The organism is Thermosipho sp. 1074 (genome assembly GCF_001999655.1).
GTDB classification, from domain to species: Bacteria; Thermotogota; Thermotogae; order Thermotogales; family Fervidobacteriaceae; genus Thermosipho; species Thermosipho affectus.
The window spans coordinates 288,051-314,425 of record NZ_LBEX01000015.1 but is presented as its reverse complement, the minus strand read 5'-3'; the positions used below and the strand labels follow the sequence as shown (position 1 = coordinate 314,425).

The window sequence follows — 26,375 nt, the reverse complement described above, 5'->3', positions numbered from 1 at the left end:
CCTCCCATAATAAAGAAATTGGGGTCAAATATCCCCCAACATCTCCAAAATTTTCCTTGCATTATCATTTTCTAAAACTACCTTAAAAAACCTATACGCACTCCTATCTTCTTCCGTATTTTTATTCATAAAGTAACTACGCATCTTATTTGCGAACTCATCTTTCTCTTCCTGCGTCATCTTTGCTATATCTTCTACTATATTCAACAACCTTTTATCATCTCTACAATTTCGAGCTATATACTCCAATTCACCCATTCAAGATTTATTCCGCCTTCTTTTTAGTAAGATATACTCTAAAGGAAATCCCCGTTCTTGTTTCACCATCAATTTCAACTTCTATAAACCCAGGTACTGCATATAGATCCTTTCCCTCTTCCGCTAAAAATCTTCTTGCCACTGCTAAAGCCTTCGACGCCTGGTTAACAGCCCCAGCACCAATTGCTTGAATCTCAAGTTTTTCATTCTTATTAAGCGAACCTACAATAGCACCTGCCACCTTGTTAGGATTTGATTTCGAACTAACCTTAAGTGTTTCCATAGCTATACCACTCCTCCTTGAACAAATATTAATAGAACTGTAACAACACAAGTATATTTTAACATAAAATTACAAAAAAACAAAATTTTACCAAAAATTTTTTTATTTTAATCTGATAAAAACCTAAAAATCAAACAAAGAAGATTGATCAGTCTCAGGTAAATCTTTCAAAACACCTAATTTTTTCATAGTATCAATATGTGCTTTACTTAATTTAGTTCTTCTTTTTAAATCTTCAATTGAAGTAAAGGCCTTTCCTTTTCTTGCTTGTAAAATGGATAGAGCAACGCTATCTCCAACGCCTGGAATTTTATTTAGAGGTATCCTTAATTTATTATCTTCAATAATAAATCTTCTATAATCACTCTTAAATATATCAGGAGGCAAAAATTCAAATCCCCTTAAATACATCTCAAGAGCTGCTTCTAGTACTTTTTCTTCATTTTTCTCTTTTACATCTTTTTTTATCTGTGCACCTAATTCTACGAGTCGTTTTTTTATTGCCTTTTTACCTTTTAGAATAGTTTTCACAGAAAATTCATCACCTTTTATAGAAAAAAACGCAGCATAATATGCAAGTGGATAGTGCACCTTAAAATACGCTATTCTAAAGGCCATACTTACATAAGCAACAGCATGGGCTTTAGGAAAAAGATACTTTATTTTTTTACAAGATTGTATAAACCATTCTGGGATATTCTTTTCCCTCATTATTTGTTCATCTTCTTCTGAAATACCCTTTCCTTTTCTCACGTTTTCCATTATCTTAAATGCTCTAGACTCATCAACCCCTGCATCTATGAGATATATCATTATATCATCGCGACATGATATCACTTCTGAAAGAGTTGCTTTTCCAGAACTTATTATATCTTGTGCATTATTAAGCCATACATCTGTGCCATGTGAAAGTCCAGAAATCCTTACAAGTTCTGCAAATGTTTTTGGTCTAGTTTCTTTCAACATTTTTTGCACAAAATCTGTTCCAAATTCTGGAATACCTATCGTTCCAACATCAGTACCTAAATCATTCGCCTTGATCTTCAAAGACTTTAAAGAAGAAAATATTTGCAATGTTTCTTTATCATCCATTGGGACTTTTGTAGGGTCAATACCTGTATATTCTTGCAAAAGCTTTAACATTGTGGGATCATCGTGGCCCAATGCATCCAATTTCACCAAATCATCGTGTATGGATTCATATGCAAAGTGCGTTGTACACATTCCTGAATCTTTCTTATTTGCGGGATACTGTATAGGTGTAAAATCATACACAGTCATATCTTTTGGAACTATCATCAATCCACCTGGATGCTGACCGGTTGTCCTCTTAACACCGGCAACCATTTCAGCTAATCTAATTTGCTCTGCAGTTTGTAAACTTTCACCTTTTACCTCCATATAACTTTTCACATAACCAATAGCACTTCGTTCCGCTATTGTACTAATAGTTCCCGCCCTTAAAACGTTGTCCTTTCCAAAAAGTTCAACAATATAGTTATGAGCTCTATCTTGATATTCTCCAGAAAAATTTAAGTCTATATCAGGTACTTTATCCCCCTTGAATCCCATGAAAGTTTCAAAAGGTATATCCTGCCCCGTTTTCACAAGCTCTACTCCACATTTTGGACACTTTTTACTAGGCAAATCATATCCAGAACCTACTTCTTTTGAAAATTCCAAATATTTACATTCAGGACAAAGATAATGAGGCGGTAGAGGATTAACTTCTGTAATTCCCATAAGGTATGCGACAAACGAAGAACCAACTGAACCACGCGAGCCAACTACATAACCGTCTTCGTTTGCCTTTTTAACTATAAGGTGTGCAATTTCATACAACACCGCGTAGCCGTTGTCGATTATACTTTTTAATTCTTTTTCCAAACGTTTTTCAATAATCTCTGGAAGCGGCTCACCGTAAAGTTCCTTTGCGCGGGTAATAGATAAATTCCTTACATTTTCATCAGCACCTTCAATAATTGGAGGATGCAATTTTCTTTTCACTGGTTTTACATATTCAATCATATCTGCAATTTTATTGGTGTTTTCAACTACAACTTCTCTTGCTATATCCTCATCTTCAAAAATTTCCATTGCCTCTTTTAGCATTTCTTGAGTAGTTCTAAGGTACAACATTGCATTTTTATCTTTTAAATCATCATCATTTGGATTACTTTTTTCCACTGGTGCAAGTAGTACATGTCTTGCTTTGATGTCTTCTGGTTCTAAAAAATGTGCATTACTAACCATAACCACGGGTAAATCCAATCTCTTGGCTAAATTGTATAACCTTCTAAAAACCTGTTTTGCAACATCTTTTTCAACATTTACTACGGTATCTATCGGAAAAATCTCCACAAAATCATACTCTTTTAGCATTTCTAAAATTTCTTCATCTGTTGAAGAACCCGTTAATGCTTGAAAAATCTCACCATTTTCACATCCAGTACCAAATAAAAGTCCTTCTTTGTATCTTATCAACTCTTTCTTTGGAATAAATGGTACATATTTAAAGTATTTTACATGCGCGTCAGATACAAGTTTATATAGATTTTTTAACCCCACTTTATTCTTCACAAGTATAGTCAGATGATTAAATTGTCTCTTTGTTCTAATACTAGAATAAGAGCTACTCTTTAAGTTATTTACTTGTTTTAAAGTCCTTATACCGCGTCTTATAACAAGTTCTAATAATTTTTCAAACAACTTTACAGTTACACTGGCATCGTCAAAAGCCCTATGATGTTTAAATGGGCCTAATTTAAAGTATTCCACAAGCCTTCCAAGTCCAAAAGATTTTACCTTCCCTCTTAAAACTTCTTTGGAAAGTTTCAAAGTATCCAAATAGGGAAGAACTAAGTCTTTTTTGTGTAACTTTCTATAAACTTCTCTTATAAATCCATAATCAAAATCTGCATTATGTGCTACTAAAACTGTACCTTCAATAAATTCCAAAAATTTTGGAAAAACTTCATATATATCCTTTGCATCTTCTAACATCTCATTTGTAATACCTGTAAGCTTTTGAGTAAAATCTGAGACTTTTTTTGTAGGTTTTACAAAAGTAGAAAATTTATCGATAATCTCCCCATTTCTATACTTTACCGCACCTATTTCAATAATTTCATCAAATCTAGCATTCGTACCCGTTGTTTCAAGGTCAAATACAGTGTATGTAACCTCACTTAAATCAAAATCATCCGATAAATTTTTTACTATATCCCCTGTCTCATTTAATATGTACATTTCCGTACCAAATATAGGTTTAATACCATTTTTTTCCGCTTCCTCAAACAAATAAGGAATAGACTGTACATTACCGTGATCTGTAATTGCAACTGCATTCCAACCCCATTTTTTTACTTTTTTTACCAATTCTTTAATATCTATAATAGCATCTAAATCACTCATTTTTGAATGAAGATGTAATTCTACTCTTTTCATATCCGAAATATCTTGTCGTTCAATAGGGTTTGGATCTTCATAGATCTCAGAAATCCCAAAATAATATTCTCCTTTTTTGCTGACATTCATAGAACCTTTAAAATAATACCAATTTCCCACACTAAGTGTTGACTCAAATTTTTCATCAAAAATCTTTCCCAAAACAGACTCCTTTTTATCGGTGATATATACTAAAATAGTTGATAAATAATCTGACTTTTCTAACTTGAACACCTTTCCCCTTAAAAATACTTTTTTAGCATTCAAAGGTATATTGGATGGAAAATAATATCTCTCTTTATCGGTAAAAGTTTGTATTTTTTCTTCAACAACTCTTGGTGGTTCAAATTTTTCTTTAACAAATTCAATCTTTACAGGTTTGCCCGTAATTTTCTCTATGTTCTTTAACTTTTTCTCTATTTTTTTCACGGCAAATTCACTAAAAGTTTTTACCAAAATCTCATTTTCAAATACCTCCACATCTTTTACGTAAGGCGCCGTTCCATTCAAAAGTTCTAAAATTTCCTCTTTTTTTAGTTCAAGAAGTTCATATTCAAATTCAACATCGATTCCAAAAAAAACCCTTAACTTTTCCCTAAGTAACTGAAAATCCCCAACTCCCTTCTTTATATAGAAAATCAAAAGGCGGTTACTTTGGTCGTAAATCACTTTTGTAACTTCACCATCTATCTCAATATTAAAATATTCAGCTATATTTGTAATTGGATAACTTAGTTCATCAAAAACGTACTTCATAACATACCTCCTTACAACCTTAATGCCACTGCTAAACACCAAGCGACAGCTAATGCATCAGCTGCATCATCAGGTCTCGGAATTTTATCCAATCTCAAAAGCATTTTTACCATTTTTTGTACTTGTTTTTTATCAGATCTTCCATAACCGGTAATGTTATTTTTTACTTGATACGGGGTAAACTCATATAACGGCAAATTTCTTTGAGATGTTGCAAGTAATATTACTCCTCTTGCTTCACCTACATGGATAGCAGTCTTTACATTTTTATAAAAAAACAAACTTTCGATTGCACACGCATCTGGAGAATAATATTCAAGTAATTTAACAAATTCTTCGTATATAATTTGGAGTCTCTTTGACATGGAAATATCTTTTTCTGTTGTAATAACTCCATGAGCTACATGAGAAATCTTATTTCTATTTTTTTCCAAAACTCCATACCCTAGTATACCATATCCCGGATCAATACCTATTATTATCAAGTTATTCCCTCCGCAATGAAAGATTATAAACAAAGATTGTTAAAACAGGTAACACACTTGCACTTAAAAACATAAGCATGGTATTATTACCAAAAATTGCGGCGTAACCACTAGACAAAAAACTACCAATTGCCCATGAGAACCCCATAGAAATTGAAGAAGCCAATGCCTTATTGTTGGGTAATAGTTTTTGAGCAGAAACTATGTTAGAAGACATGGTAAAAAAGCTAAAACCATCAAATAGAATGAAAAATACAATCTTTAAATATAAATGCGGAACAAGTACAAATAATAAACCAAAAAATCCCATTCCCAAAAATCCTACAGTATTTGTAAATCTATCATTTGTCTTCTCAAGCACAATTGTACCAAAAAAATTGGTAAATACACCAAGAATCATACCAAATGTTAGTATTGAACCGCCAATTATCAAAGATTTTCCAACTTCATTCACATAAATAGGTATATACGTATGAAAAATATCCATAGAAAAACTTCTTGAAGCCACTATCAAAAATATAGACCATAACTTTAGAATATCACCTCTAAAAGATAAATTCTTTCTCACAGCCTTTTTTTCATAATGTAATATGGTCCTTGATAATACTAAAAGGAAAATAGAAACACTAAACGTTAAAATATACATTTTTTTTATCCCTACATATCCTTGAAAAATTGTTATAAAAAGTGGTGCAAGTCCTGCACCCAATGTCCCTGCTACCGAAAAAATGGCAATATGTTTTCCCTTTTCGCTCTTTCCAGCAAAACTAGCACCAATTGGATGAAAAATAGAATTTAAAACCCTTATTATGACAACAAGCAAGAAAAATAAAAATACAGAGTTTACAAATCCCAAAAATGAAACAAAGAATATTTCAAGTAACACTATAACGGTTATGTACAAACCGTCTCTCTTTTTACCATCAAAATACATCCCAAAGAACACTTGAAATAGGGAAGTAAGCCCCCCCAAAAGTGCCATAAAACTTGCAAAAGTCCTATTGTCTATACTTAAATTTTCAATAAAATATGGAGCAAGTGGTTTGACAAAAGCGTTGAAAAAATCTGCAAAAAAGTGAAAAACAGCCGTTACAAACTCCATCTTTATCACCATCCTTTTTATGATACAATAATTATAACAACGAAAACCTAACATGTCTATATATTTCGCAAAGCTAATCAAAGGAGGGAGAAACATGAAAAAATTAGTTATACTGTTATTAATTTTTCAAACACTCTTTTTATTTTCCATTCAATATGTTGAATTTTCATCCACGCTTGATAACGAAATTTGGAGGTTAAATGTAAAATACCCCATGTTCTTCGACGTGGAAAACTTTGCAGTAGAAAAGTACATAAACGATATGATTTATAATGATATTTACAACTACATAAGGAATTTATACGATTTTTTGAATTATTCGTATCACGATGCAAAAAAGTACGATATACAATACAGACCTGGTAATGTAGTTGTAAATTATAAAGTCACATATTTAAAGGATAATATAATAAGTTTGGTAATAGACTACTACGAATATACCGGTGGTGCCCACGGAAATACAAAAAGAAAAGCATACAATTTTGATATAATCAAAGGGAAATTATTAAAATTACACGATGTAGTAACACGTGATTCTATTGAAAAAATGTTAAAATACATAAATAATCAAATTAAATTAGACAAAAAAAGATATTTTCAAACCCTACTCGATGAATTACCTTCTGAGCAATTTTATTTCACAAACAAAGGTTTGGTAGTATATTTTAACCAGTATGAAATTGCACCATATTCTTCCGGGATCCCAGAATTTACGTTTAAACTAGAAGATATACAGCTAAAAAAATGAAAAAAGAATAACGTTAAGCTTTTAGAAAAATAACATTAACAGAATTTTTTTATTTCAATTTGTTAAAAGTGGTAAAATATTTGAGGTTATAGACGCCTGGAACGTGTCGTAAATGCCAAGAGGGCTACATGTTCCAGCGTGTGTTTATTTCAAAAATATCGAGGAGGTGAAGTTTGTGTACGCTATTGTTGAAAGTGGTGGAAAACAGTTTCGTGTAGAACCTGGAAAAATATTCTTCACAGAAAGAGTTCTAGGAAAAAACGAAGGAGACTCTATAACGCTAGACAAGGTATTGATGGTAAAAACCGATGATGGAAAAGTTCTAGTCGGGAAACCATACCTTGAAAATGTTTCAATAACTGGGACAATTGTTGAACATGGTAGAGCAAGAAAGATTATAGTTGGAAAATTCAGACCAAGGAAAAATTACAAAAGAATCAAAGGTCACAGACAATGGTATACCGCTATAAAGGTTGAAAATATAGAGGTAAAATGATTAAGTGTATTTTCACAAAGAAGAACGGGGTATTTGAAAACTTTTTAATAACAGGACATGCTATGTATGAAGAAAAAGGAAAAGACATAATTTGCGCAGCGGTAAGTACTGTTTCTCAACATACGGCACGTTTTTTAGAAAAACAAGGTGCAAAAGCAACTATTAAAGATGGATACTTAATGGTAGAAAAAATTCCAAACGACGAGATATCTCAAATTTTTGTTAAAGAACTAACGGAAACGCTTTTAGATCTTTCTTTGCAATTTTCTAAATTTATAAAAATGGAGGTGACCAATGATGAAGATTAACATACAACTCTTTGCAAAGAGTAGTACCGCAAGAAACGGTCGTGACAGTAATCCAAAATATCTAGGTGTAAAAAAATCTGATGGTCAAGTAGTAACCGCAGGTACTATAATAGTTAGACAAAGAGGAACAAAAATATGGCCAGGTAAAAACGTAGGAATGGGAAGAGATTTCACATTATTTGCCCTAAAAGATGGGAAAGTAAAATTTGAAGTAAGAAATAACAGAAAATACGTTAGCGTGTATTAAGGGGGATTAAAGGTGAAAAATGCCAAAAAAGTGGCAATTATCGGGGTGTTTGCTGCGCTTTCATTTGTTGTAATGTATATAGAATTTCCCATATTTCCAGCTGTAAATTTTCTAAAATACGATCCAAGTGATATACTTGCATTATTAGTTTCTTTCATATATTCCCCAACAGTAGGATTAATAGTACTTGCAATAAAGGATATATTATTTTTCATATTTAAATCAGGAGATATAGTAGGAATTGCAATGAACTTTGCTGCAGGCGCACTTTTTATAGTTCCAACAGCCATGATATATGCAAATAAGGGGAGAGTTAGAGAAATACTAGGGTATATAGTTGGTATAACAGCTGCAACGGGTGGTATGGCACTTCTAAACATAGTAGTTGTACCATATTATTGGAAAATTTCTTTATCTGATGTTTTTAAATTATTACCATGGATAATAGGATTTAACGCAATAAAGTTTTTCATAGACTCGGTCGTAAACGCAATAATACACAAAAAAGTTAAAGGAATATTAGAACCTGACGAAAATATAAGGAGGGAGGAATAACAATGGCAAGACCTTTGCCTATACAGAAAACAACACTTTTAAAGAAAGAAGAAGTCAAGAGAGATTGGTATGTAATAGATGCCGAAGGACAAACACTTGGAAGACTTGCAACAAGAATTGCACTAGTTTTAATGGGAAAAAATAAACCAAATTGGACTCCTCATGTAGATTGCGGAAATTTTGTAGTCGTTGTTAATGCCGATAAAATAAAACTTACAGGTAAGAAATGGACTCAAAAGAAATATTACAGACATACAGGATATCCTGGTGGTATTAAGGAGTTTACCGCAAGGCAACTTTTACAAAGAAACCCAGAAAAATTAATTCAACTTGCAGTTAAGAGAATGCTCCCAAAAACAATTCTAGGTAGAAGAGCACTAAAAAGACTTAAAATTTACGCAGGTTCAGAGCATCCACATCAAGCTCAAAAACCAGTTGAATTGAGTTTTTAATAAGGAGGGGAAAGGAAGATGGCTGAATACTACATGGGAACCGGTAGAAGAAAAACATCAGTTGCAAGGGTATATTTAAAAGAGGGAAATGGAAAAGTAATAGTTAATGATAAAGAGTACGAAGATCTAAATGGTTATCTTGAAAACTCCGTCTGGACCCTTCATGCGATGGAACCTTTAAAAGTGACTGGTCTAGAAGGTTCCTTTGATATGTTAATTAGAGTAAATGGTGGAGGAAAGTCAGGTCAGGCAGGAGCAATTAGATTGGGAATCGCAAGAGCACTCTTACAATACAATCCAGATTTAAGACCTACATTAAAAGAAAAAGGTCTGCTAACCAGAGACCCGAGAATGGTAGAAAGGAAAAAATACGGCCTTAGAAAAGCAAGACGCGCTCCACAATTCTCCAAACGTTAATATTCCCACATTTTCCTTTGTGGCAGCTTTTTGCTGCCACGTTTGTTGTTTTAAATAAAGAGGTGATCTATGTACTCCAAGCAAATTATTGAGGAAATCAAATCAAAAATTGATATCGTTGAACTTATCTCAAGATATGTTAGCCTACAAAAAGTAGGAAATAATTATCGTGGGCTCTGTCCTTTCCATACCGAAACTACACCATCATTTTACGTAAACCCATCCTTTCGGACGTTCCACTGCTTTGGTTGCGGTGCGTCAGGGGATGTGTTTAGCTTCTTGGAAAAAATAGAAAATATATCCTTTAGCGAGGCTCTTCAAAAACTAGCAAAAGAAGCAAATGTAAAAATAGACGTTAAAACTTCTACTTTTCAACAATTATACTACAAGTTCTATTCACTTGTACACCAAGAGTATAAAAATCAATTGAAAATAAGTACCATTGCACTAGATTATCTTAAAAATAGAGGGTTTTCAAATGAGGAAATACTAGAATACGAATTTGGATTTTCTCCTTTAAATTCCTCTATACCATTAAAGATATCACAACAATTGGGAATAAAAATTTTGAGAAAATTTGGATTCACCTCAAAGGATCTATTCGAAGGAAGATTAATTATCCCTATTAAAGATGAATACGGTAAAACAATTGCATTTGGCGGCCGATTATTGGGCGAAGGTCAACCTAAATATTTAAATTCATTTGATACAGATTTATTCAAAAAATCAAAGACCTTATTCTTGTTAGATAGGGCAAAGGAAAAAATCAAAAATGCAGATTTTGCAATTGTATGTGAAGGATATTTCGATGCACTTGCGTTTCATAGAGCAGATCTTAAAAATTCTATTGCAACACTCGGCACTGCCTTTACAAAATTTCACGCATACAAACTAAAAAAACTTACACAAAATGTAGTACTTTCTTTTGATACGGATAAAGCTGGCATAAAGGCTACTTTGCAAAGCATAAAAATCCTTCTTACTATGGACTTTAACGTAATGGTGGCAAATAAATCTTCAAAAAAAGATCCCGATGAAATATTTAAATCGAGCGGAAAAGATGGTCTTTATAATTTTATAAAAGAATCTATCCCAGCAGAAAAATTTATTCCCATTGCACTAAGTAAAAATTACAACCTTGAAAATCCAAACGCAATTTCACTATTTATCAGTGAAATAAGGAATTGGGAGATTATTTTTGAGAAATTTCCAAAAAAACTAGAAATATTCAAAGATAAAGTAAAAGAAATATCCGGAAGCAACATCTTTACAAGAAGAATAATCCAAAAAAATTCAAACCTCCCAACACTAGATGATATGATAATCTATCTCATAATAAACTATCCAGATATAGAATTGGATTTAAACCCAAAAATATTAAGTAAACGTTTACAAGAAATTTTAAAATATTTAAAAAACTTTTCCTTTGAAAACATGTCTAAAGATTTGCAAGAATATGTAAAAGACGTATTAAAAAAAATGGAGAATGTGGAAATTACTGAAGAATTTATTAAAAACATAAAGAAACAAATCAAAAGAAAAAATATTGAAAAAAGAATAGAGGAAATAGATCAATATATAAAGAACGCAAGTGATGATGAAAAAAGAATTCTTCTACAAACAAGAATAGAGCTTATTCGAAAGCTCAAAAATATTTAGGAGGTGATCTCCTGATGGCAAGAAGCAAAAAGTTTTCCGTGGATAAACAAATAGAAAAACTAGTAAAAATCGGAAAAGAAAAAGGTTTCGTAACATACGATGATATTGATAAAACATTTCCGCCCGATAAAACCGACGATTTTGATGGAAACATTTTAGAAAAAGTCTACGAAGAACTAGAAAAAAATAACATCTTAATAACCGAAACAAATCCTCATGAACAAATAGATGAAGTTTCATTAGATGATTTTCTAGAAGAATCCCCAAAATTTTACGATAACATGGCAACTAAGGATTTGATAAAAATGTACTTGAAAGACATAGGAAAAATACCTCTTCTCAGTCAATCAATGGAAAGAGAACTTGCAAGACGCGCCCAACAAGGTGATGAAAGAGCCAAGCAAAAATTAGTTGAATCAAACTTAAGATTAGTTGTAAGTATTGCAAAAAGATACATCGGAAAAGGATTGTCATTTCTTGACTTAATCCAAGAAGGAAATGTGGGGTTACTAAAAGCAGTAGAAAAATTCGACTGGAGAAAAGGATATAAATTTTCAACATATGCCACATGGTGGATTAGACAAGCTATAACAAGGGCTATAGCAGATCAAGCGAGAACTATTAGAGTCCCTGTCCACATGGTTGAAACTATAAACAAAGTACAAAAGATAATGAGAGATTATTATCAAAAACACGGAACTGAAATGCCTCTAGAAGAAATCGCAAAAGAAATTGGGAAACCCGTTGAAAAAGTAGAAGAAATACTCCAAGCTGCTAAAGAAACAACCTCACTTGAAGCTCCTGTTGGAGAAGATGAGGATTCTACTGTAGGTGATTTTGTTGCAGACGAAAGTATAGCTTCCCCTAGAAAAGAGGCTATGAGAATGCTTATTAGAGAAGAAGTGGAAAAAGTATTAGAAACATTAAATGATAGGGAAAAATTGGTCTTAAAGATGCGATATGGTTTAATTGATGGAAAATCAAAAACCCTTGAAGAAGTGGGACAATACTTTAACGTAACACGTGAAAGAATTAGACAAATAGAAGTCAAGGCCCTTAGAAAATTAAGGCATCCATCTAGAAGCAGATATTTAAAACTTTTATTTAAAATGTCTGATGAATCATAGGTGAGAGCAATGTTTAAAATACCCTTTCGAAATGTAATTAAAAATTGGAAAAAATCCCTTTTGGTAATTCTCGGAAGTATGATTGCAACTATGTTAGTGGTGGGAGCACTATCACTAAATGACTCTGTAAATAATTGGTTTGCAAACAAAATTAAAAACAATTTTGGAAATATAGACATAGTGGCAAAGGACAAAAGTGATACATTTTTCTTTCCAAAAACACTCAATATCACAAAGATATCTAAGTATCTTGACAAACTTAAAGAGAAAGAAAAAATAAAAGACTACACATTCGTTAATCTTATATCCACTAGAATACAATTTGATGAAAAATTTATAGATGTATTCGCAATAGGATACGATAAAAATTTTTTTAATTTTTCCAAAAAAATTGTTAATGGAGTAATAATATCAAAAGACCTAGCAGGAACTTTAAACGTAAAAAAAGGTGATAAAATAAATTTAATCACCCTTAACGGAAAAAAAGTTGTGGAAATAAACGAAATAGGAGCTGAAGAATTTAATTTTAGAGGCGAAACTGGTATGACAAATGGAAGCATATTTCTCCCTAAAGATCTTATGTTAAACCTCAAAATTTACACGTATAAAGAACCAAATACAGTATTTATTTCTTTAAAAAGTCCTATAAAAAATCATCTTAAAATTTCAGCAGAAATATCAAAACTTACAAATCTTAGAACTACTCCTACTAAGTATAATTTAAGGTATTCTCCTCTTAATAAAGTTATTGGCTATTTATTTTTAGGATTTAGTGGCTTTGCACTTTTAAGTAGTTTTTTATTTGTTTCAAACTTTTTTGGTGTACTAGCCGAAGACAGAAAAAAGGTATTTGGTACCTTAAGGGCTTTGGGATTTTCCAAATACAAAATTGGAGGATTGTTGTTTTTAGAAGGAGCTATATATATAATTTTCTCGTCTTTAATAGGGGCTACTTTGGGAATACTTTTTGGAAAATACTTATTAAGCTTAGTAAATAAAGCACCGGAAATATTATCATCTAATACTATGATTCCAGAAAAGATAACTTTCTTTATAACTACAAAAACCATATTATTGGGAATATCAGTTTCTATAGTTGTACCATTATTACTACTTATCTTTCGTTCAATTTCTTTTTCAAAATTACCTCCTGTTGTGTTACTTTCCAATACAGAAATTTTACCAAAGAAAAAATACTTGTATTTCCTTTTATTTGTGGGACTTTTAACTATTTTAAATTTCAACAGATTTTACTTCTTAATATTCTTAATTTTAACACTTCCAATATTCATTAAAAAAAACTATATCCTGGTAATTTCTGGAATTTCTGCTATATTATTGACACTCCTTCAAATAGGAACTGGGGTTAATTGGGACTATTTAATACGTTCTATCATATTTTTAATTGCAAGTATATATCTAGTTTTTTCGATTTTAGATATATTAAAGAGCATCTTAAAAAAATTTCACAGCATAACATCTATACTTTCAATTTCATACATTGAAAAACAAAAATTAAGAAATTACGTTGTTTTCCTTGTCTATGCAATCATTACACTCGTAATCATACTAACCGCTATTATACCCACAAGCATTTTTAAATATATCAACCAAAAGCTAAACACTGGTATACTAGGACACAATTTTATTATAATCGAAAATCCATTAAAAAGTTTCCTTAGCTTTTCAAATTATGATGAAGAATTTAAATCTATGTTTAAAAATATCTCAAAAATACAACTTGTCAACGCAAGGAAAAATGGAAAACACCTGGTAGTAATACTAGCATCAGAAAATATATGTAAAAGTTTAAAGATAAAAGGAAAAGATATCCCAAAATTAAAGTTAAAAGATGGATTAGGAAATAAAAACATACTTAAAAATGGAACAAATACCATCCTTCTAACAGGTATACTACCTGGTATAAGTGCAAGATTTAATGAAACATTTAACGTAGTTGATACATATGATCCAAAAGAACTACTTGTACCACTTGATGCAATATTTGTTTACGACAAAAAAATTTCCGGAGCACTTACGGGATATGCAGGGATAATAAAAGAAAAATTTGCTGAAAAGGCAAAGAAAATTGTATACGAAAAATTTGATTCTCCTTTGTACATAACAGAAGAATTAAACAAGATATTTTCCGGTATAAAGTATTTTGTTAATATAGCAATTCAACTTTTTTATTTTGGATTTATTAGTGGTTTTTCCGGACTAACCATACTAAGTTTAAAAAATGTACATGAAAGAAGAAGGATAATCGGTGCACTAAAGGCAATAGGTGTAAATAAAAAAATCATATTCAAATCCTTCTTGACGGAAACCTTTTTGATAGTCACGATAGCAATCATCACGGCAATATTTACAAATATTTTTATAACGCTTGATATTTTTAAAATGATATCTTCTGAAATACCTAATTTCAAAATAACAATTCCTTGGGGACAAATTTCATTAGTACTATTGGGCGTTTATCTTATTACAACTATATTTACCATATATCCTGCAAATCTTGCTCAAAAAATCAAAGCATCAGAAGCAATTAGGGTTTTCGATTAATGAAACACACTTTTTACATTTCTAAAATTGACACATTGAAAACAAAAGTGTAAAATATAGTTTGTATTAAAGTAGAAAATATATAAAGATAAAATAAAAAAGAAAGGGGAGAATGAAAATGGCAAGATGTCAAATTTGTGGTAAAGGACCCGTTACCGGCAAGAACGTTTCACACTCAAACAGAAAAACAAATAGATGGTTCAAACCTAACCTACAAAAAGTAAGAGTAATAACAGATGAAGGAAAAGTAAAGAGAATGTGGGTATGTACGAGCTGTCTAAGCGCGGGGAAAGTTAGAAGATACGTTAGCAAAAGCGTGGAGGCGTAATAAGCGGGTATTCCCCGCTTTGTTTTTATGTACAAAATATTGGTAATTTTATTTTTCTTATCTTCACACTATCCTTTATACTACATATTAAAATTCCCCATTTCTTTTCCTGTTTTTGTGATAACTTTTTCCTCATACTTTACTATAACTTCCCTCTTTTTGGAAGCCGTTACTTTTTCCGTTAATCTCAATAGAGATTTCATTGAAATTAGTTCTCTCTTTTACGAAAAATCCATTTCTATATCAAAAATCGAATATTTTCGTTATTCTATATTTTGTGTTAAAATAAGGTCTGAAGGTAAAACTTATGCTTTTCCACCAATGGGGGGATATTTACGGAAAGTAGAAGAACTTTTGCCGAAATAAATCTTAAAAATTATATACATAATCTAAAACATTTTGAAAAAGAATGTGCTCCTGCAAAAATAATGCCTGTAGTAAAGGCTGATGGGTATGGCCATGGTGCTGTTTTCCTTGCAAAGGCAGCGGAAAAAATTGGAATTGACTATTTTGCCGTGGCTTTTTTAGAAGAGGCATTAACATTAAGAGAAAATGGAATTAAAGCAAATATACTTGTATTTAACTACATAGATAAAGATTTTGTCGAAATTGCCGTAAAAAATAATATAACCATTACAATGTTTTCTTGGGAACAACTTCAATTATACAAAAACTTAAAAAGAAAACCAAAAGTTCACATAAACATCAATACCGGAATGAATAGGCTAGGAATTAAACCAAATGAAGCTCAAAGGTTTTTCAAGGCACTTATTAAAAATAATTTTGAAGTTGAAGGTGCATACACTCACTTTGCCGTTGCAGATTCCAAAGATAAAGAAGATATAGAGTTTACAAAAAAGCAATATAGATTATTTGCCAATACAAATTTAGATGTTAAAATAAAACACGTAAACAATAGTGCAGGTGCAATCTCAAAGCTAGTACCCATGGAAAACTATATAAGAGTTGGAATTGCAAGTTACGGTCTTATGCCAAGTTTACAAGTAACAGATGAAAATCTCAAACCTGTACTTTCATGGAAAAGTATGGTTTCTCACGTAAAATATATTGAAAAAGGAGAAACAATAAGTTACGGTAGAACATTTAAAGCACCAAAAAAAATGAAAATTGCAACAATTCCCGTTGGATATGCAGATGGATATTGGAGGCATTTATCAAACAAAGGAGAGGTCTTGATAAACGGCAAAAGAAGAAGAATCTTGGGCAGGGTTTGCATGGATCAATTTGTAGTAGAAGTCGATGATGATGTGAAAATAGGTGATGAAGTAGTATTAATAGGTATGCAAGGAAAAGAAAAAATAAGTGCAGAAGAAATTGCAGAAAAAGTGGGAACAATAAATTACGAAGTAACCTGCAGAATATCCAGTAGAGTCCCAAAAATATACAAAGGGGTGGAATTTTGAAATTACCCAAAGAATTGATAGAAAAATTCAAAGAACCTTTCATATCTGAACTCGAAAATTATATAAACTCAGATGTTGAATTAATTGTAAAAGTAAAGAGCAAAAGACTCCTAGAGAATAAAAATGGTAAAAAATATTTACTAATAACTTTTGAAGATAAAACAGGGATTTTAAGAGCTATTGACTGGTTTAACGCAGAAAAAAACAACTCAAAAGTGGATGTTGGCAATGTGGTAAGGGTAAACGGCAAAATTGTTTTATACGATGGAAGACTTCAATTAAACATTCATCAAGACTCGGATTTAATTGTATTAAATGAAAATGAATATTCGTATGAAAGATTCGTATCTGAATCAAAAATTCCCGTAGATGAAATTATAAGTAAGCTCTTTGAAATTATCGAATCTATAAGAAATAAAGAATTAAAACAACTTTTAGAGGAAATATTTAAAAATGACGAAGAGCTTTTTAACAAATTTAAAAATTCACCGGCGGGATTAAAAGTACACCACAACTATATTGGAGGTCTTGCCGAACATTCCATAACAGTGGCAAAAATGTGTGATAATGTAGCAAAGATATATCCATGGCTTGACAGAGACCTTTTAATAACCGGTGCACTTTTACACGATATAGGAAAAATTTACGATTATGAGATCAATTCAAAGGGTATAGAAATTACCCAAACAGGTGAATTAATAGGTCATATTGTTATGGGATATGAAATAGTTAACGAAAAAATAAAAAAATTAAACCTAAGAGGAATCTCGGAAAAACTTCTCCATATGATCCTTTCACATCACGGAGAATTAGAATGGGGTTCTCCTATTCTCCCAAAAACGCCGGAAGCTTTTGTATTACACATGATTGAAAATTTAGACTCCAAATTAAATAGAATCCAAAATATAAAAGAAAAAGAATTAGAAACAAATCCAAATAAAAAATGGAGCGATTTTGATCCAAACTTAGGAAGAAGATTATTATTAAAACACACTGAGAGGGGATAACGTGGGAAAGAAAAAAAAGGTAATCATAGTAGAATCACCTGCTAAAGCAAAAACTATCGAAAAAATACTTGGGGAAGATTACAAAGTTATTTCATCAAAAGGACATGTTAGGGACTTACCTCAAAAGAAATTTGGAGTAAATCTCGAAAATTTCGAACCTGAATTTGAAATAATCCCTGGCAAAGAAAAGGTTGTTGAACAGATACAAAGAGAAGTAAAAGGAAAAGAAGTTTTAATAGCCTCAGATATGGATAGGGAAGGTGAAGCTATCGCATGGCACCTTTCCAATATATTAAACCTTTCCGGAAAAAATCGAATAATATTTACCGAAATTACACCAAATACTATTAAAAAATCCGTACAATCTCCAAGAGAGATAGATATAAAAAAAGTAAACGCACAACTTGCAAGAAGAATTTTAGATAGAATAGTTGGTTACAAAATAAGTCCTCTATTATGGAAAATTATAAAAGGTGCAATGAGTGCCGGAAGAGTTCAATCTGCAGCCTTAAAAATAATTTGCGATAGAGAAAGAGAAAGATTCGTCTTTAAACCAAAAGAGTTTTACAAGGTCTCTATTGAGGTAAAAAAAACTAAAGCAAGCTTGTGGAGTATCTCTGGAAAAAAGATAAAACAAGAAAATGTAACGGAAAAAATAGCAAATGATATAAAAGAAAATGTTAAAGAAGTAATTTTAAAAGACATTATAGAAAAAGAACGAAAAAAATCACCTCCCTCACCATATATAACAAGTACACTTCAACAAGATGCAGCAACAAGACTGGGGTTCCCCGTATCTAAAACCATGAAAATAGCACAATCACTATATGAAGGCGTAAATACAAAAGATGGTCAACACATTGCCTTTATTACTTACATGAGAACAGACTCTACACGCGTTTCTGAAGAAGCAAAAAACATGGCAACAGATTTTATTGAAAAGAAATTTGGAAATGAATATAAAGGCGGAAAAAAAACAAAAAAACAGAAAAAGAAAGTTCAGGATGCCCATGAATGTATAAGACCTGTAAACATAGAAATAACTCCGGAAATTGCCAAAAACTTATTAAATCAAGATGAATACAAGTTATATAAAATTATATGGGAAAGATTTCTTGCTTCGCAAATGAAACACGCAATTTATAAAGACAAAACTTATATATTTCAAAGTGGAAAATACGAATTTAGAACCACAATATCTCACCGTATATTTGATGGATTTGAGATAATTTACAATACAAAGGAAAAAAAAGAAAATGAATTAAATCTTAAAGTAGGCAAAACATATAACGTTTCAAAGGTAAACACCGAAAAAGACATGACAAAACCTCCTTCAAGGTTTACAGAAGCAACACTTGTAAAAAAATTAGAGACAGAAGGAATAGGAAGACCAAGTACTTATGCAACGATAATCTCCACTCTTTTGCAAAGAAAATATGTAATAAAGGAAAAGAAAGAACTTCTTCCGACACTTCTTGGCTTTGTAGTAGAAGACTTTTTAACAAAAAAATTCCCAGAAATAGTAGACAAAAATTTTACCGCAACAATGGAAGCAGAACTGGATAAAATAGAGACTGGTGAAAAGCAGTGGAAAAGCGTACTTAACGAATTTTATTCAGATTTTTCAAAGTACCTTTCAAAAGCACAAAAAGAATTTTACACCGTAAACTACGAAACTGATTTAAAATGCGAAGACTGTGAAGGTACTTATAAACTGAAAATAGGAAAATTTGGCCTGTATTTAAATTGTGAATCATGCCAAAAAAATAAAAGTATTGATAACACAATAAATGCAGTAATAATAGAAAATAAAGCCTATATTAACAAAGCAATTGAGAACCACATCTCTATAACAGTTTCTGAAAACGCATGTCCAAAATGCGGTGGTAATCTTACAAGAAAAAAAGGAAAATTTGGTTATTACTTTAAATGTGATTCTTGTGATTTCACTATATCTGGTTATAAAATTGCAAGCGGAAAATGTCCCAAATGCAACTCAATAGTAGTAATGAAAAGAAGCAAAAATGGAAAAACATATTGGGCATGCGCAAATCCAGACTGTGATTATATGTCATGGAATGAACCCAAATGAGGTGATCATTTGTTAAAACTATTCATGACCTTTGCAAAAATTGGATTTTTAGCATTTGGTGGTGGATGGTCAATAATAGGAATCATTCAAAGTACCGTTTTGTCTAATAATTGGCTTACTCCACAACAATTTAAAGAAATATTATCAGTGGCCCAAATGACCCCGGGCCCTGTTTTTTTGAACCTTGCAACATATTTGGGACTTAAAATGTACGGTATAAAGGGGGCTATATTAAATTCCTTTTCAGTCCTTGTTGCACCTATTACTTTTACCACTATATTTTTCCTAATTAGGAATAAAGTTTCCAACAAGCTTATAAATGCTTTAAAATTTGGAGTAATTTTTCTAATAATTCTTACCATTCAATCTCTTGCTTTGCGTATTGATAATGCCTTTCAAATAATACTGATATTGTTGGCTTTTATACTATTTACGAAAACAAAAATTGATCCGATATACATTATACTTCTATCTGGAATAATTGGCTACTTTCTTTTTTGATTTTCCAATAACTCATCTGCAGGCACATCCTTTAGTTCTCTTGCCGGAACTCCTGCATAAACTTTTTTAGAAGGTATATCTTTTGTAACAACTGCACCTGCAGCTACCAATGCATCTTCACCAATTACTATTCCTGGAAGAATTGTAGCGTTTGCACCAATTCTCGCACCTTTTTTTAAAGTAGGTCCTTTAAAGTATCTTTTTCGCTTTTCAGTTCTTCCTAAAAAATTATCGTTTGTAAACGTTACTTCAGGAGCAACAAAACAAAAATCTTCAATATTTGAAATTGCAGTTATGTATGCCTCTGTTTCAATTTTTACATACTTTCCTATTTGTGTTTTATTTTCTACCGTTACCCCTCTACCAATGATAGTATACTCTCCTATTTTCACATCTTCGCGTATACTTGCAAGATCACCTACAAAAACAAAATCACTTAAAATTGCACCTCTATAGATTACGCATAACGCCCCTATTGTAACAAAATTTCCAATAACAAGTGGTGGTAATTCTTTTTCCTCCGTTGTTGCAGATACTTTGGCTTTAAATGGCTTCTTTCCAAGAACTGTGTTATCACCAACAACAGAACCTTCCCTTATGATAGTTCCCTCTCTAATAACTACGTTATGACCTATTTGCACATTGTTCTCGATAATGACACCATCTTCAATTACCACATTGTGCCCAAATTTAACATTTTTTCCTATCTTTGCCTTATCTGAAATATACAAATTTTCACTTCCTTTCTAATTTACCGCATCTCTTTTTCAATTCCTCATATTCTAATTTTAACTTCTCGTATTCTTCCTTTGGAACAAAACCTGCAGAACTTATAACGCTTAATATATCCGCTTTTAATTTATCATTAAATTCGTTAAAATGTTTAATAACCGAATTTCCTATGTCCTTTGCCATTTCAGACGTTAAAACACCTTGATCAACAAGATCCAACAAAATCTCAACAAATTCATCAGAACTTCCATTAAAAAACCTTATAAAAGCATGTATCAATTTTTCAACAATCTCCCTTTTTAACCCACCAAATACTTTTCCCTTAATTCTCGCTTTTAAAGAAATTTCCTGGGTAATATCATTACCCAGGTTATCCACAACTTTTATAACTTCACCATTTCTAACAAAATTAGCAATATCATCCAATGTAATAAATTGCTTATCTAAGGTATCGTATAACTTCCTATTTTTATATTTTTTTATTAACCGCAATGTTCCCTCCATAGTAAACCAAAAAAACCGCAGGTTTTATATTTCTGACTTTAGTCCAACCATTACTAAAGTTATATCCTTGTTCCATTTACCTCTTAAGAAAATACCTGTATAATCATCAAAGTTGTAGCCCAATTCGTATAACGCATCAAAATCCTCTAAATTATATTTTACCATACCTTTTACATTAAAGTTATCTTTTGAGTAATTGCCATATATTCCCACTAAAAAACTATCGTATTTAAGGTCTACTAACTTAACATACCCATCAACACCTACTAATCCATTACTACCTATTTGATATTCAACTCCTGAAACGTTTTCTAACAAGCTTGGTACTTTCTCTTCAATTTTTACATCTCCAACACCTGAAACAGGGATTTCAAAATCTGAAACATTTCCAGATTCAAAACCTAAATAGTTATGTACCAAAAATGAAGTCTTTGGAATCTGATAGACTAAACTATTTGAAATTGTAAAAACAAAAGGTCTTTTAACAACTAACCCTTCTTCTGAAATTTTATCTACTACAAAATAATCTGCTCCTTTGTATGTAAGGTATAGAGAATAATCCACACCAAGAATATTACCAAACCAACCCATTCCATACGATAACATGGGCCTTAATCCATCTAAAACGGGAGTTGAAGGTGTGTTCAACAAGGCTAAAATTAGTGAATCGTCGGGTAAGTCTGTTTTAACTGTATACGTATAAGTTGCAGGTCTTTCAAATTGGACAAAATTTGAAAAAACATTTAACCTTATACTTCCAAAATCAGTATTATACATATACCTTGCACCTATTGTTGGAAGTTTTTCACTTTCAAAAAATTTTCCAACTTTGTCATAAACTTTGAAAATCTCTGAATCAGGCAATCTCTCAATAAATTTTCCAACCCTTATATCACCAAATTTTGTATAAGCTTCCGCATATGCTTCTTTTAAAGTGGTTAAAGTTAATGGTGCAGGATATAAAATTGAATAGAAATCCCCTTCAAAATAAATATAAGAACTATCATAAACCTGATCAAAAATAAGTGTTGATTTTGTATAAAAAGTCCTATCAAACTTTGTATCACTACTAAATGTTAATGGAAAATACATTTTATACTGTCCTATATCAACTAAATTTGTATCAAGATAAAGATACCCACTTTCCAAGTTCAAAGTAAATGAAAATGCGTAAACAACTAAAATTGATAAGAATAATACAGATAATTTTTTCATAAACTACACCTCCTTAATACCTTAAAATGGGTTTTGATATAGTAATCGGCGAAAAGAATTTTTCAGGAATACCTATATCAAACTCTACATCTTTAAGGATAATTTCTGTTACTGTATTTTCTTTTAAGTTTCTTGCAACAATACTTGTTGGGACGTTATAACCATCTATGTTTTGAATTTTTTCAAACGTTATAGTTTTATACTTTTCACCTTGCCAGTTGAAAAATTCTATGTAAACTGGTAAAAGTAATTTTTTATCAATTTTCATATTTAACTCTTTAAAATCAAGTTCTGAATCGTTATGTGTAATATGTAAATAATAATAATTTTCATCCTCTTTAGTTAACTCTGCATTATAATTTCTATCACTTACCTTATAAACAAGCTCAATATCTTTATATGTAAAATCTGAACCTGCAAATCTATCGTTTTTTGCCGCACCACTTATACGCTTTGTGGTTCTAAATGCCGGCATGTACAAATATATATTGTCCGAACCTCTTACCAATAACGTTAAATTTCTATCAGATGCAGGTTTTTTAAATCTAATTATCGCATATACAACATCTTCACTTTTTTTGTACATGTAAATAGTAAATTCTTTTCGTTGTACGTTTCCCTTTTCATCAGTCATTTTTAATTCAAACAGTGCCTTCTCGTCTTTTACATTCTGATAACTATCCTTTACATTATCCAAAACCTCTTGACCTGTTATAGAAAATGCAAAAATAACAAATAATAGTGAAAATACCGTCAAAAACTTCTTCATGCCTTTCTACCTCCTTTTATCGAAAATGCCGCAGATAAGAATAATATTGTTAAAAGTGCACTCAAAATCAAAGTAATACCCGTTAAAAGCCCGAATTGCCTTAACATCTTAATATCCGAAAATACAAATGTGAAAAATCCAAATGAAACAGCCAATGCATTAAATACTATTCCCCTTCCTGTTGTAAATATAGTCTTTACAACCGCATCTTTTTTATTACCCAACCTTTCACTTTCGATCTTGTACCTGGAAATAAAATGAATAGCATAGTCTACCCCTGCACCTATTGCAATAGCAGCAATAGAAATTGTTGCAGTATTAAGCGGTATGTTCAACATACCCATAAGCACAAAGTTGAAAAAGACGGTAAAAATCGACGGAATTACTCCTATTATTCCCACTGCAAAAGACTTCATTTGTAAAAGCAAAAGTACAAAAACTACGAATAAAGTCAAAAACATGGATTGATACTGATTCTTAAACAATAAATCACTCACGTACAACGCTATTTCTTGTGCACCTGTGTGTATTGCACTATAACTTGGCTTTAAACTTGGAATATATATATCTTTTTCGGATACTATCTTTAAATATTGTTCGGTATTTTCGTTATATGGAATTCCTAATTTCCTTGCAAAATAACTTGCCTTCCATTTTTTTACAGGCAAATAAAGCTCGTTGTATAATAGATAGCCAAAATCAGAATCAAATTCTTCTTCTTCAAACTTCTTCATACTTAAAAGCTGATCTACAACCCTTTCTTTATCTTCTACACTTTCTCCTAATAATTTTTCTACATCATCAATTGCTTTTAAAATTTCATCTCTATGTAATCTTGCAATCTTAGAAAATGGCATATTCTTCACTAAATTATATGTTTTCTCAAGTTTTTTAACATCTACATTAAGTGCTTTTGCGTAATATTTAAAATCGGGAGTATGGGAAACTTCAAAACCTTTTGGCACACTCTCTAAAATTTTTTCTATATCATTTATTAATTTCCTTGTTTTGCTTTCACTATCAACTTTGACTGTTACTTGTATAATCCCCCTATTTAGTTGTTTGTTAACGACGGAATAAATTGTTTCATTTCCTTGGAGAAAAAACCACAAGTTTGACAACTCGTCTTTTGAGAACGGTATAGAATAAAATCCAGTAAATGCCCTACTTAAATCCAACAAAGTATCAACAATAGAAAATGTATTTACAACTCCATCTAAATTATTTAACCTTCTTTCTATCTCATCCATTGCAATTAAAACAGCAGGATCTTTAAAATCTCCCTTCACATCTATGAATAAATAATCAGAGCCTCCAAAATTTGTTTCAATAAAACGTTTATCTACAATAATTCTCTCGTTATCATTTATAGAATTAACAATATCCATATCTGTTTTTATATTAAAAATAAATGGTATCGTTGCAATAACAAGGATAATCAAAACAGTTAGTGTTAGTTTGGGCCTTAAAACCAACCTTGAATGTTTCTTTTCATCCACATGAAAAACTGTAGGCGGATTTATGTAATACAACATCGCTGGAACAAAAAATAGCGCTATAAAGTTACACAACATAACTCCAATACTAGAGAAAATCCCCATTATCCAAACAGGTTTTATATCAGCAGTAAGTAATGACAAAAATCCCACTGCGGTTGTAAGACCACTTAATAAGACAGCAATGCCAACATCTCTTAACGTGTAAATTACCCTTTCTTTCTTATTTCCCTTTTCTTCATAGTACTTATTCACAACGTGTATAGAATAAGCCGTACCAATAGATATCAAAGCAACAGGTATAATGGAATTTGCTATTGTAATGTCGAATCCAAAAACTACTATTAATCCCATAGTCCAAATAACACTAATAATTACCCCTAAAATTGGCAAAAAAGCACCTGTAAATCTTCTAAATGTAACTGTCAAAATTACAACCACTATTAAAAGCGATATGGGAACAAGTTTCATTAGATTTCTAAAAGTTATCTCTTTAACAGCCTGATTCACAGCAGAAACTCCGTAAAAATGAACACCTTTATAATAGTTGTTTTCTGCTAAATCTTTTAACGCTTCAAATGCTTCAGATTCCTTCCCACTTTCAAGAGAAACTAACATCAATCCAGATTTCCCATTGTCAGAAATAAACTTACTCCTTAGCGTTTTATATTTCAAAAGAGACGCTGGTTCTACCTCTCCTGATTTAAGCATTTCAGAAACTGTAGAAACCTCAATACCATTTTCCGTGTTTACAACAAGTGGAATATTTGTTATCGAAGTAACATGTTCTACTCCTTCCAACTTTTCAACCTTGGTAGTTAATTCATCAATCTTTCTTAAATCTTCTGAATTTTCAATTTCAAATCCCACCATGACCATGGAATTAATGTTAAATTCTTCTGCAAGAGATTCATACTTTTGCACTAAAGGATCATCTTTTGGTGGATATTTTGTAATGTCATCCCTTATCTTTAAATCTTTAATTTGAACCAGGAAAAAAGCCGTAAGTACAAAAGTAACAATAATTATCAAAAGCGCATTCTTTTGAACAAATCTTCCCAACCTTTCCAAAACAACACCTCCTTTATTCTGCGTTGCATAATATAATCTACCACTTATTTGTTACAATAAACACACAAAAAATGTTAAAATTATGCGATGCATAAAAATAAATCAACCCATATTCTAAAGTTATTTTATTTAATTAATATTTAATATAAAATACATTTTTTCTAATTACGTAATAAATTCAATTAACAATTGATCTGCATAAACTTATACAACACTTTTAATATATAATATACGTAAATGCAATTATATATTTACTTACTAACAATATTAAATTAACTTATATTTGTTAAAATTAAAATGAGACCAACCAAACTATTCCTTTCTTTCCTGA

26 protein-coding genes are annotated in these 26,375 nt (G+C 31.3%); 15 read left to right on the top strand and 11 right to left on the bottom strand.

Annotated elements, in window-relative coordinates:
* Window positions 1-24: 24 nt before the first annotated feature.
* From XO08_RS05820 to XO08_RS05800, 5 genes are all read right to left on the bottom strand, one after another.
* Window positions 25-258: a hypothetical protein gene (locus XO08_RS05820; protein ID WP_075666075.1), complete on the bottom strand. Its 234-nt coding sequence runs from the start codon at window positions 256-258 to the stop codon at window positions 25-27.
* 7 nt (window positions 259-265) lie between these two features.
* Window positions 266-541, bottom strand: a complete 276-nt coding sequence (locus XO08_RS05815) for a stage V sporulation protein S (RefSeq protein WP_075666074.1) — start codon at window positions 539-541, stop codon at window positions 266-268.
* A 123-nt stretch (window positions 542-664) separates the two neighbouring features.
* Window positions 665-4,744 (bottom strand): PolC-type DNA polymerase III, encoded by a 4,080-nt coding sequence (locus XO08_RS05810; protein ID WP_077287575.1) that lies wholly within the window; start codon window positions 4,742-4,744, stop codon window positions 665-667.
* An 11-nt stretch (window positions 4,745-4,755) separates the two neighbouring features.
* Window positions 4,756-5,229, bottom strand: coding sequence for a crossover junction endodeoxyribonuclease RuvC (gene ruvC, locus XO08_RS05805; protein ID WP_075666072.1), 474 nt, complete (start codon window positions 5,227-5,229; stop codon window positions 4,756-4,758).
* A 1-nt stretch (window position 5,230) separates the two neighbouring features.
* Window positions 5,231-6,331, bottom strand: a complete 1,101-nt coding sequence (locus XO08_RS05800) for an MFS transporter (RefSeq protein ID WP_077287573.1) — start codon at window positions 6,329-6,331, stop codon at window positions 5,231-5,233.
* A gap of 94 nt (window positions 6,332-6,425) precedes the next feature.
* On the opposite strand from XO08_RS05800, the gene XO08_RS05795 reads away from it, so the two are divergent.
* From XO08_RS05795 to rpmB, 11 genes are all read left to right on the top strand, one after another.
* The gene (locus XO08_RS05795; RefSeq protein WP_075666070.1) at window positions 6,426-7,079 is read left to right on the top strand and encodes a DUF3298 and DUF4163 domain-containing protein; all 654 of its coding nucleotides are present in this window, start codon (window positions 6,426-6,428) and stop codon (window positions 7,077-7,079) included.
* A gap of 175 nt (window positions 7,080-7,254) precedes the next feature.
* Window positions 7,255-7,575, top strand: a complete 321-nt coding sequence (rplU, locus tag XO08_RS05790) for a 50S ribosomal protein L21 (RefSeq protein WP_075666069.1) — start codon at window positions 7,255-7,257, stop codon at window positions 7,573-7,575.
* A complete protein-coding gene (locus XO08_RS05785) occupies window positions 7,572-7,883 on the top strand; it encodes a ribosomal-processing cysteine protease Prp (protein WP_075666068.1) in 312 nt (103 codons plus the stop codon). The genes rplU and XO08_RS05785 overlap by 4 nt, the downstream gene beginning before the upstream one ends.
* Complete coding sequence (rpmA, locus tag XO08_RS05780; protein ID WP_075666726.1) at window positions 7,873-8,130, top strand: 50S ribosomal protein L27; 258 nt, start codon at window positions 7,873-7,875, stop codon at window positions 8,128-8,130. Before XO08_RS05785 ends, rpmA begins: the two co-directional genes overlap by 11 nt.
* A 12-nt stretch (window positions 8,131-8,142) precedes the next feature.
* Complete coding sequence (locus tag XO08_RS05775) at window positions 8,143-8,685, top strand: ECF transporter S component (RefSeq protein ID WP_075666067.1); 543 nt, start codon at window positions 8,143-8,145, stop codon at window positions 8,683-8,685.
* Window positions 8,686-8,687: 2 nt separating this feature from the next.
* Window positions 8,688-9,137 (top strand): 50S ribosomal protein L13, encoded by a 450-nt coding sequence (gene rplM, locus XO08_RS05770; RefSeq protein WP_075666066.1) that lies wholly within the window; start codon window positions 8,688-8,690, stop codon window positions 9,135-9,137.
* An 18-nt stretch (window positions 9,138-9,155) separates the two neighbouring features.
* The gene (gene rpsI, locus XO08_RS05765; protein ID WP_075666065.1) at window positions 9,156-9,554 is read left to right on the top strand and encodes a 30S ribosomal protein S9; all 399 of its coding nucleotides are present in this window, start codon (window positions 9,156-9,158) and stop codon (window positions 9,552-9,554) included.
* A 69-nt stretch (window positions 9,555-9,623) separates the two neighbouring features.
* Complete coding sequence (gene dnaG, locus XO08_RS05760) at window positions 9,624-11,213, top strand: DNA primase (protein ID WP_075666064.1); 1,590 nt, start codon at window positions 9,624-9,626, stop codon at window positions 11,211-11,213.
* 14 nt (window positions 11,214-11,227) lie between these two features.
* Window positions 11,228-12,340 (top strand): RNA polymerase sigma factor RpoD, encoded by a 1,113-nt coding sequence (gene rpoD, locus XO08_RS05755; protein WP_075666063.1) that lies wholly within the window; start codon window positions 11,228-11,230, stop codon window positions 12,338-12,340.
* A 78-nt stretch (window positions 12,341-12,418) separates the two neighbouring features.
* Window positions 12,419-14,905 (top strand): FtsX-like permease family protein, encoded by a 2,487-nt coding sequence (locus XO08_RS05750; protein WP_233120234.1) that lies wholly within the window; start codon window positions 12,419-12,421, stop codon window positions 14,903-14,905.
* 118 nt (window positions 14,906-15,023) lie between these two features.
* Window positions 15,024-15,233, top strand: coding sequence for a 50S ribosomal protein L28 (gene rpmB, locus XO08_RS05745; protein WP_075666062.1), 210 nt, complete (start codon window positions 15,024-15,026; stop codon window positions 15,231-15,233).
* A gap of 80 nt (window positions 15,234-15,313) precedes the next feature.
* Here the strand turns inward: rpmB and XO08_RS09450 are convergent, their stop codons facing one another.
* A complete protein-coding gene (locus tag XO08_RS09450; RefSeq protein WP_255362970.1) occupies window positions 15,314-15,436 on the bottom strand; it encodes a hypothetical protein in 123 nt (40 codons plus the stop codon).
* Between the two features lie 126 nt (window positions 15,437-15,562).
* Between XO08_RS09450 and alr the strand changes: the two genes are divergently transcribed.
* From alr to XO08_RS05720, 4 genes are read left to right on the top strand one after another with little or no spacing between them, the layout of a single operon-like run.
* A complete protein-coding gene (gene alr, locus XO08_RS05735; protein ID WP_075666060.1) occupies window positions 15,563-16,657 on the top strand; it encodes an alanine racemase in 1,095 nt (364 codons plus the stop codon).
* A complete protein-coding gene (locus XO08_RS05730) occupies window positions 16,654-17,664 on the top strand; it encodes a 3'-5' exoribonuclease YhaM family protein (protein WP_077287569.1) in 1,011 nt (336 codons plus the stop codon). The genes alr and XO08_RS05730 overlap by 4 nt, the downstream gene beginning before the upstream one ends.
* 1 nt (window position 17,665) lies before the next feature.
* Window positions 17,666-19,756: a type I DNA topoisomerase gene (gene topA, locus XO08_RS05725; RefSeq protein WP_077198373.1), complete on the top strand. Its 2,091-nt coding sequence runs from the start codon at window positions 17,666-17,668 to the stop codon at window positions 19,754-19,756.
* 9 nt (window positions 19,757-19,765) lie between these two features.
* Window positions 19,766-20,257: a chromate transporter gene (locus XO08_RS05720; RefSeq protein WP_077198372.1), complete on the top strand. Its 492-nt coding sequence runs from the start codon at window positions 19,766-19,768 to the stop codon at window positions 20,255-20,257.
* Here the strand turns inward: XO08_RS05720 and XO08_RS05715 are convergent.
* Genes XO08_RS05715 through XO08_RS05695 form a run of 5 tightly spaced genes read right to left on the bottom strand, consistent with a single transcriptional unit; the run spans window position 20,242 to window position 26,044 of the window.
* The gene (locus tag XO08_RS05715; protein ID WP_077287567.1) at window positions 20,242-20,988 is read right to left on the bottom strand and encodes an N-acetyltransferase; all 747 of its coding nucleotides are present in this window, start codon (window positions 20,986-20,988) and stop codon (window positions 20,242-20,244) included. The two genes, XO08_RS05720 and XO08_RS05715, sit on opposite strands and share 16 nt — an antisense overlap.
* A 4-nt stretch (window positions 20,989-20,992) precedes the next feature.
* Entirely contained in the window at window positions 20,993-21,481 is a 489-nt protein-coding gene (locus XO08_RS05710; RefSeq protein WP_077287565.1) for a polyhydroxyalkanoate synthesis regulator DNA-binding domain-containing protein, read from the bottom strand.
* Window positions 21,482-21,517: 36 nt separating this feature from the next.
* Window positions 21,518-22,708 (bottom strand): hypothetical protein, encoded by a 1,191-nt coding sequence (locus XO08_RS05705; RefSeq protein WP_077287563.1) that lies wholly within the window; start codon window positions 22,706-22,708, stop codon window positions 21,518-21,520.
* A gap of 13 nt (window positions 22,709-22,721) precedes the next feature.
* Window positions 22,722-23,477: an outer membrane lipoprotein-sorting protein gene (locus XO08_RS05700; RefSeq protein WP_075666053.1), complete on the bottom strand. Its 756-nt coding sequence runs from the start codon at window positions 23,475-23,477 to the stop codon at window positions 22,722-22,724.
* The gene (locus XO08_RS05695) at window positions 23,474-26,044 is read right to left on the bottom strand and encodes an RND family transporter (protein WP_075666052.1); all 2,571 of its coding nucleotides are present in this window, start codon (window positions 26,042-26,044) and stop codon (window positions 23,474-23,476) included. Before XO08_RS05695 ends, XO08_RS05700 begins: the two co-directional genes overlap by 4 nt.
* Window positions 26,045-26,375: the final 331 nt, after the last annotated feature.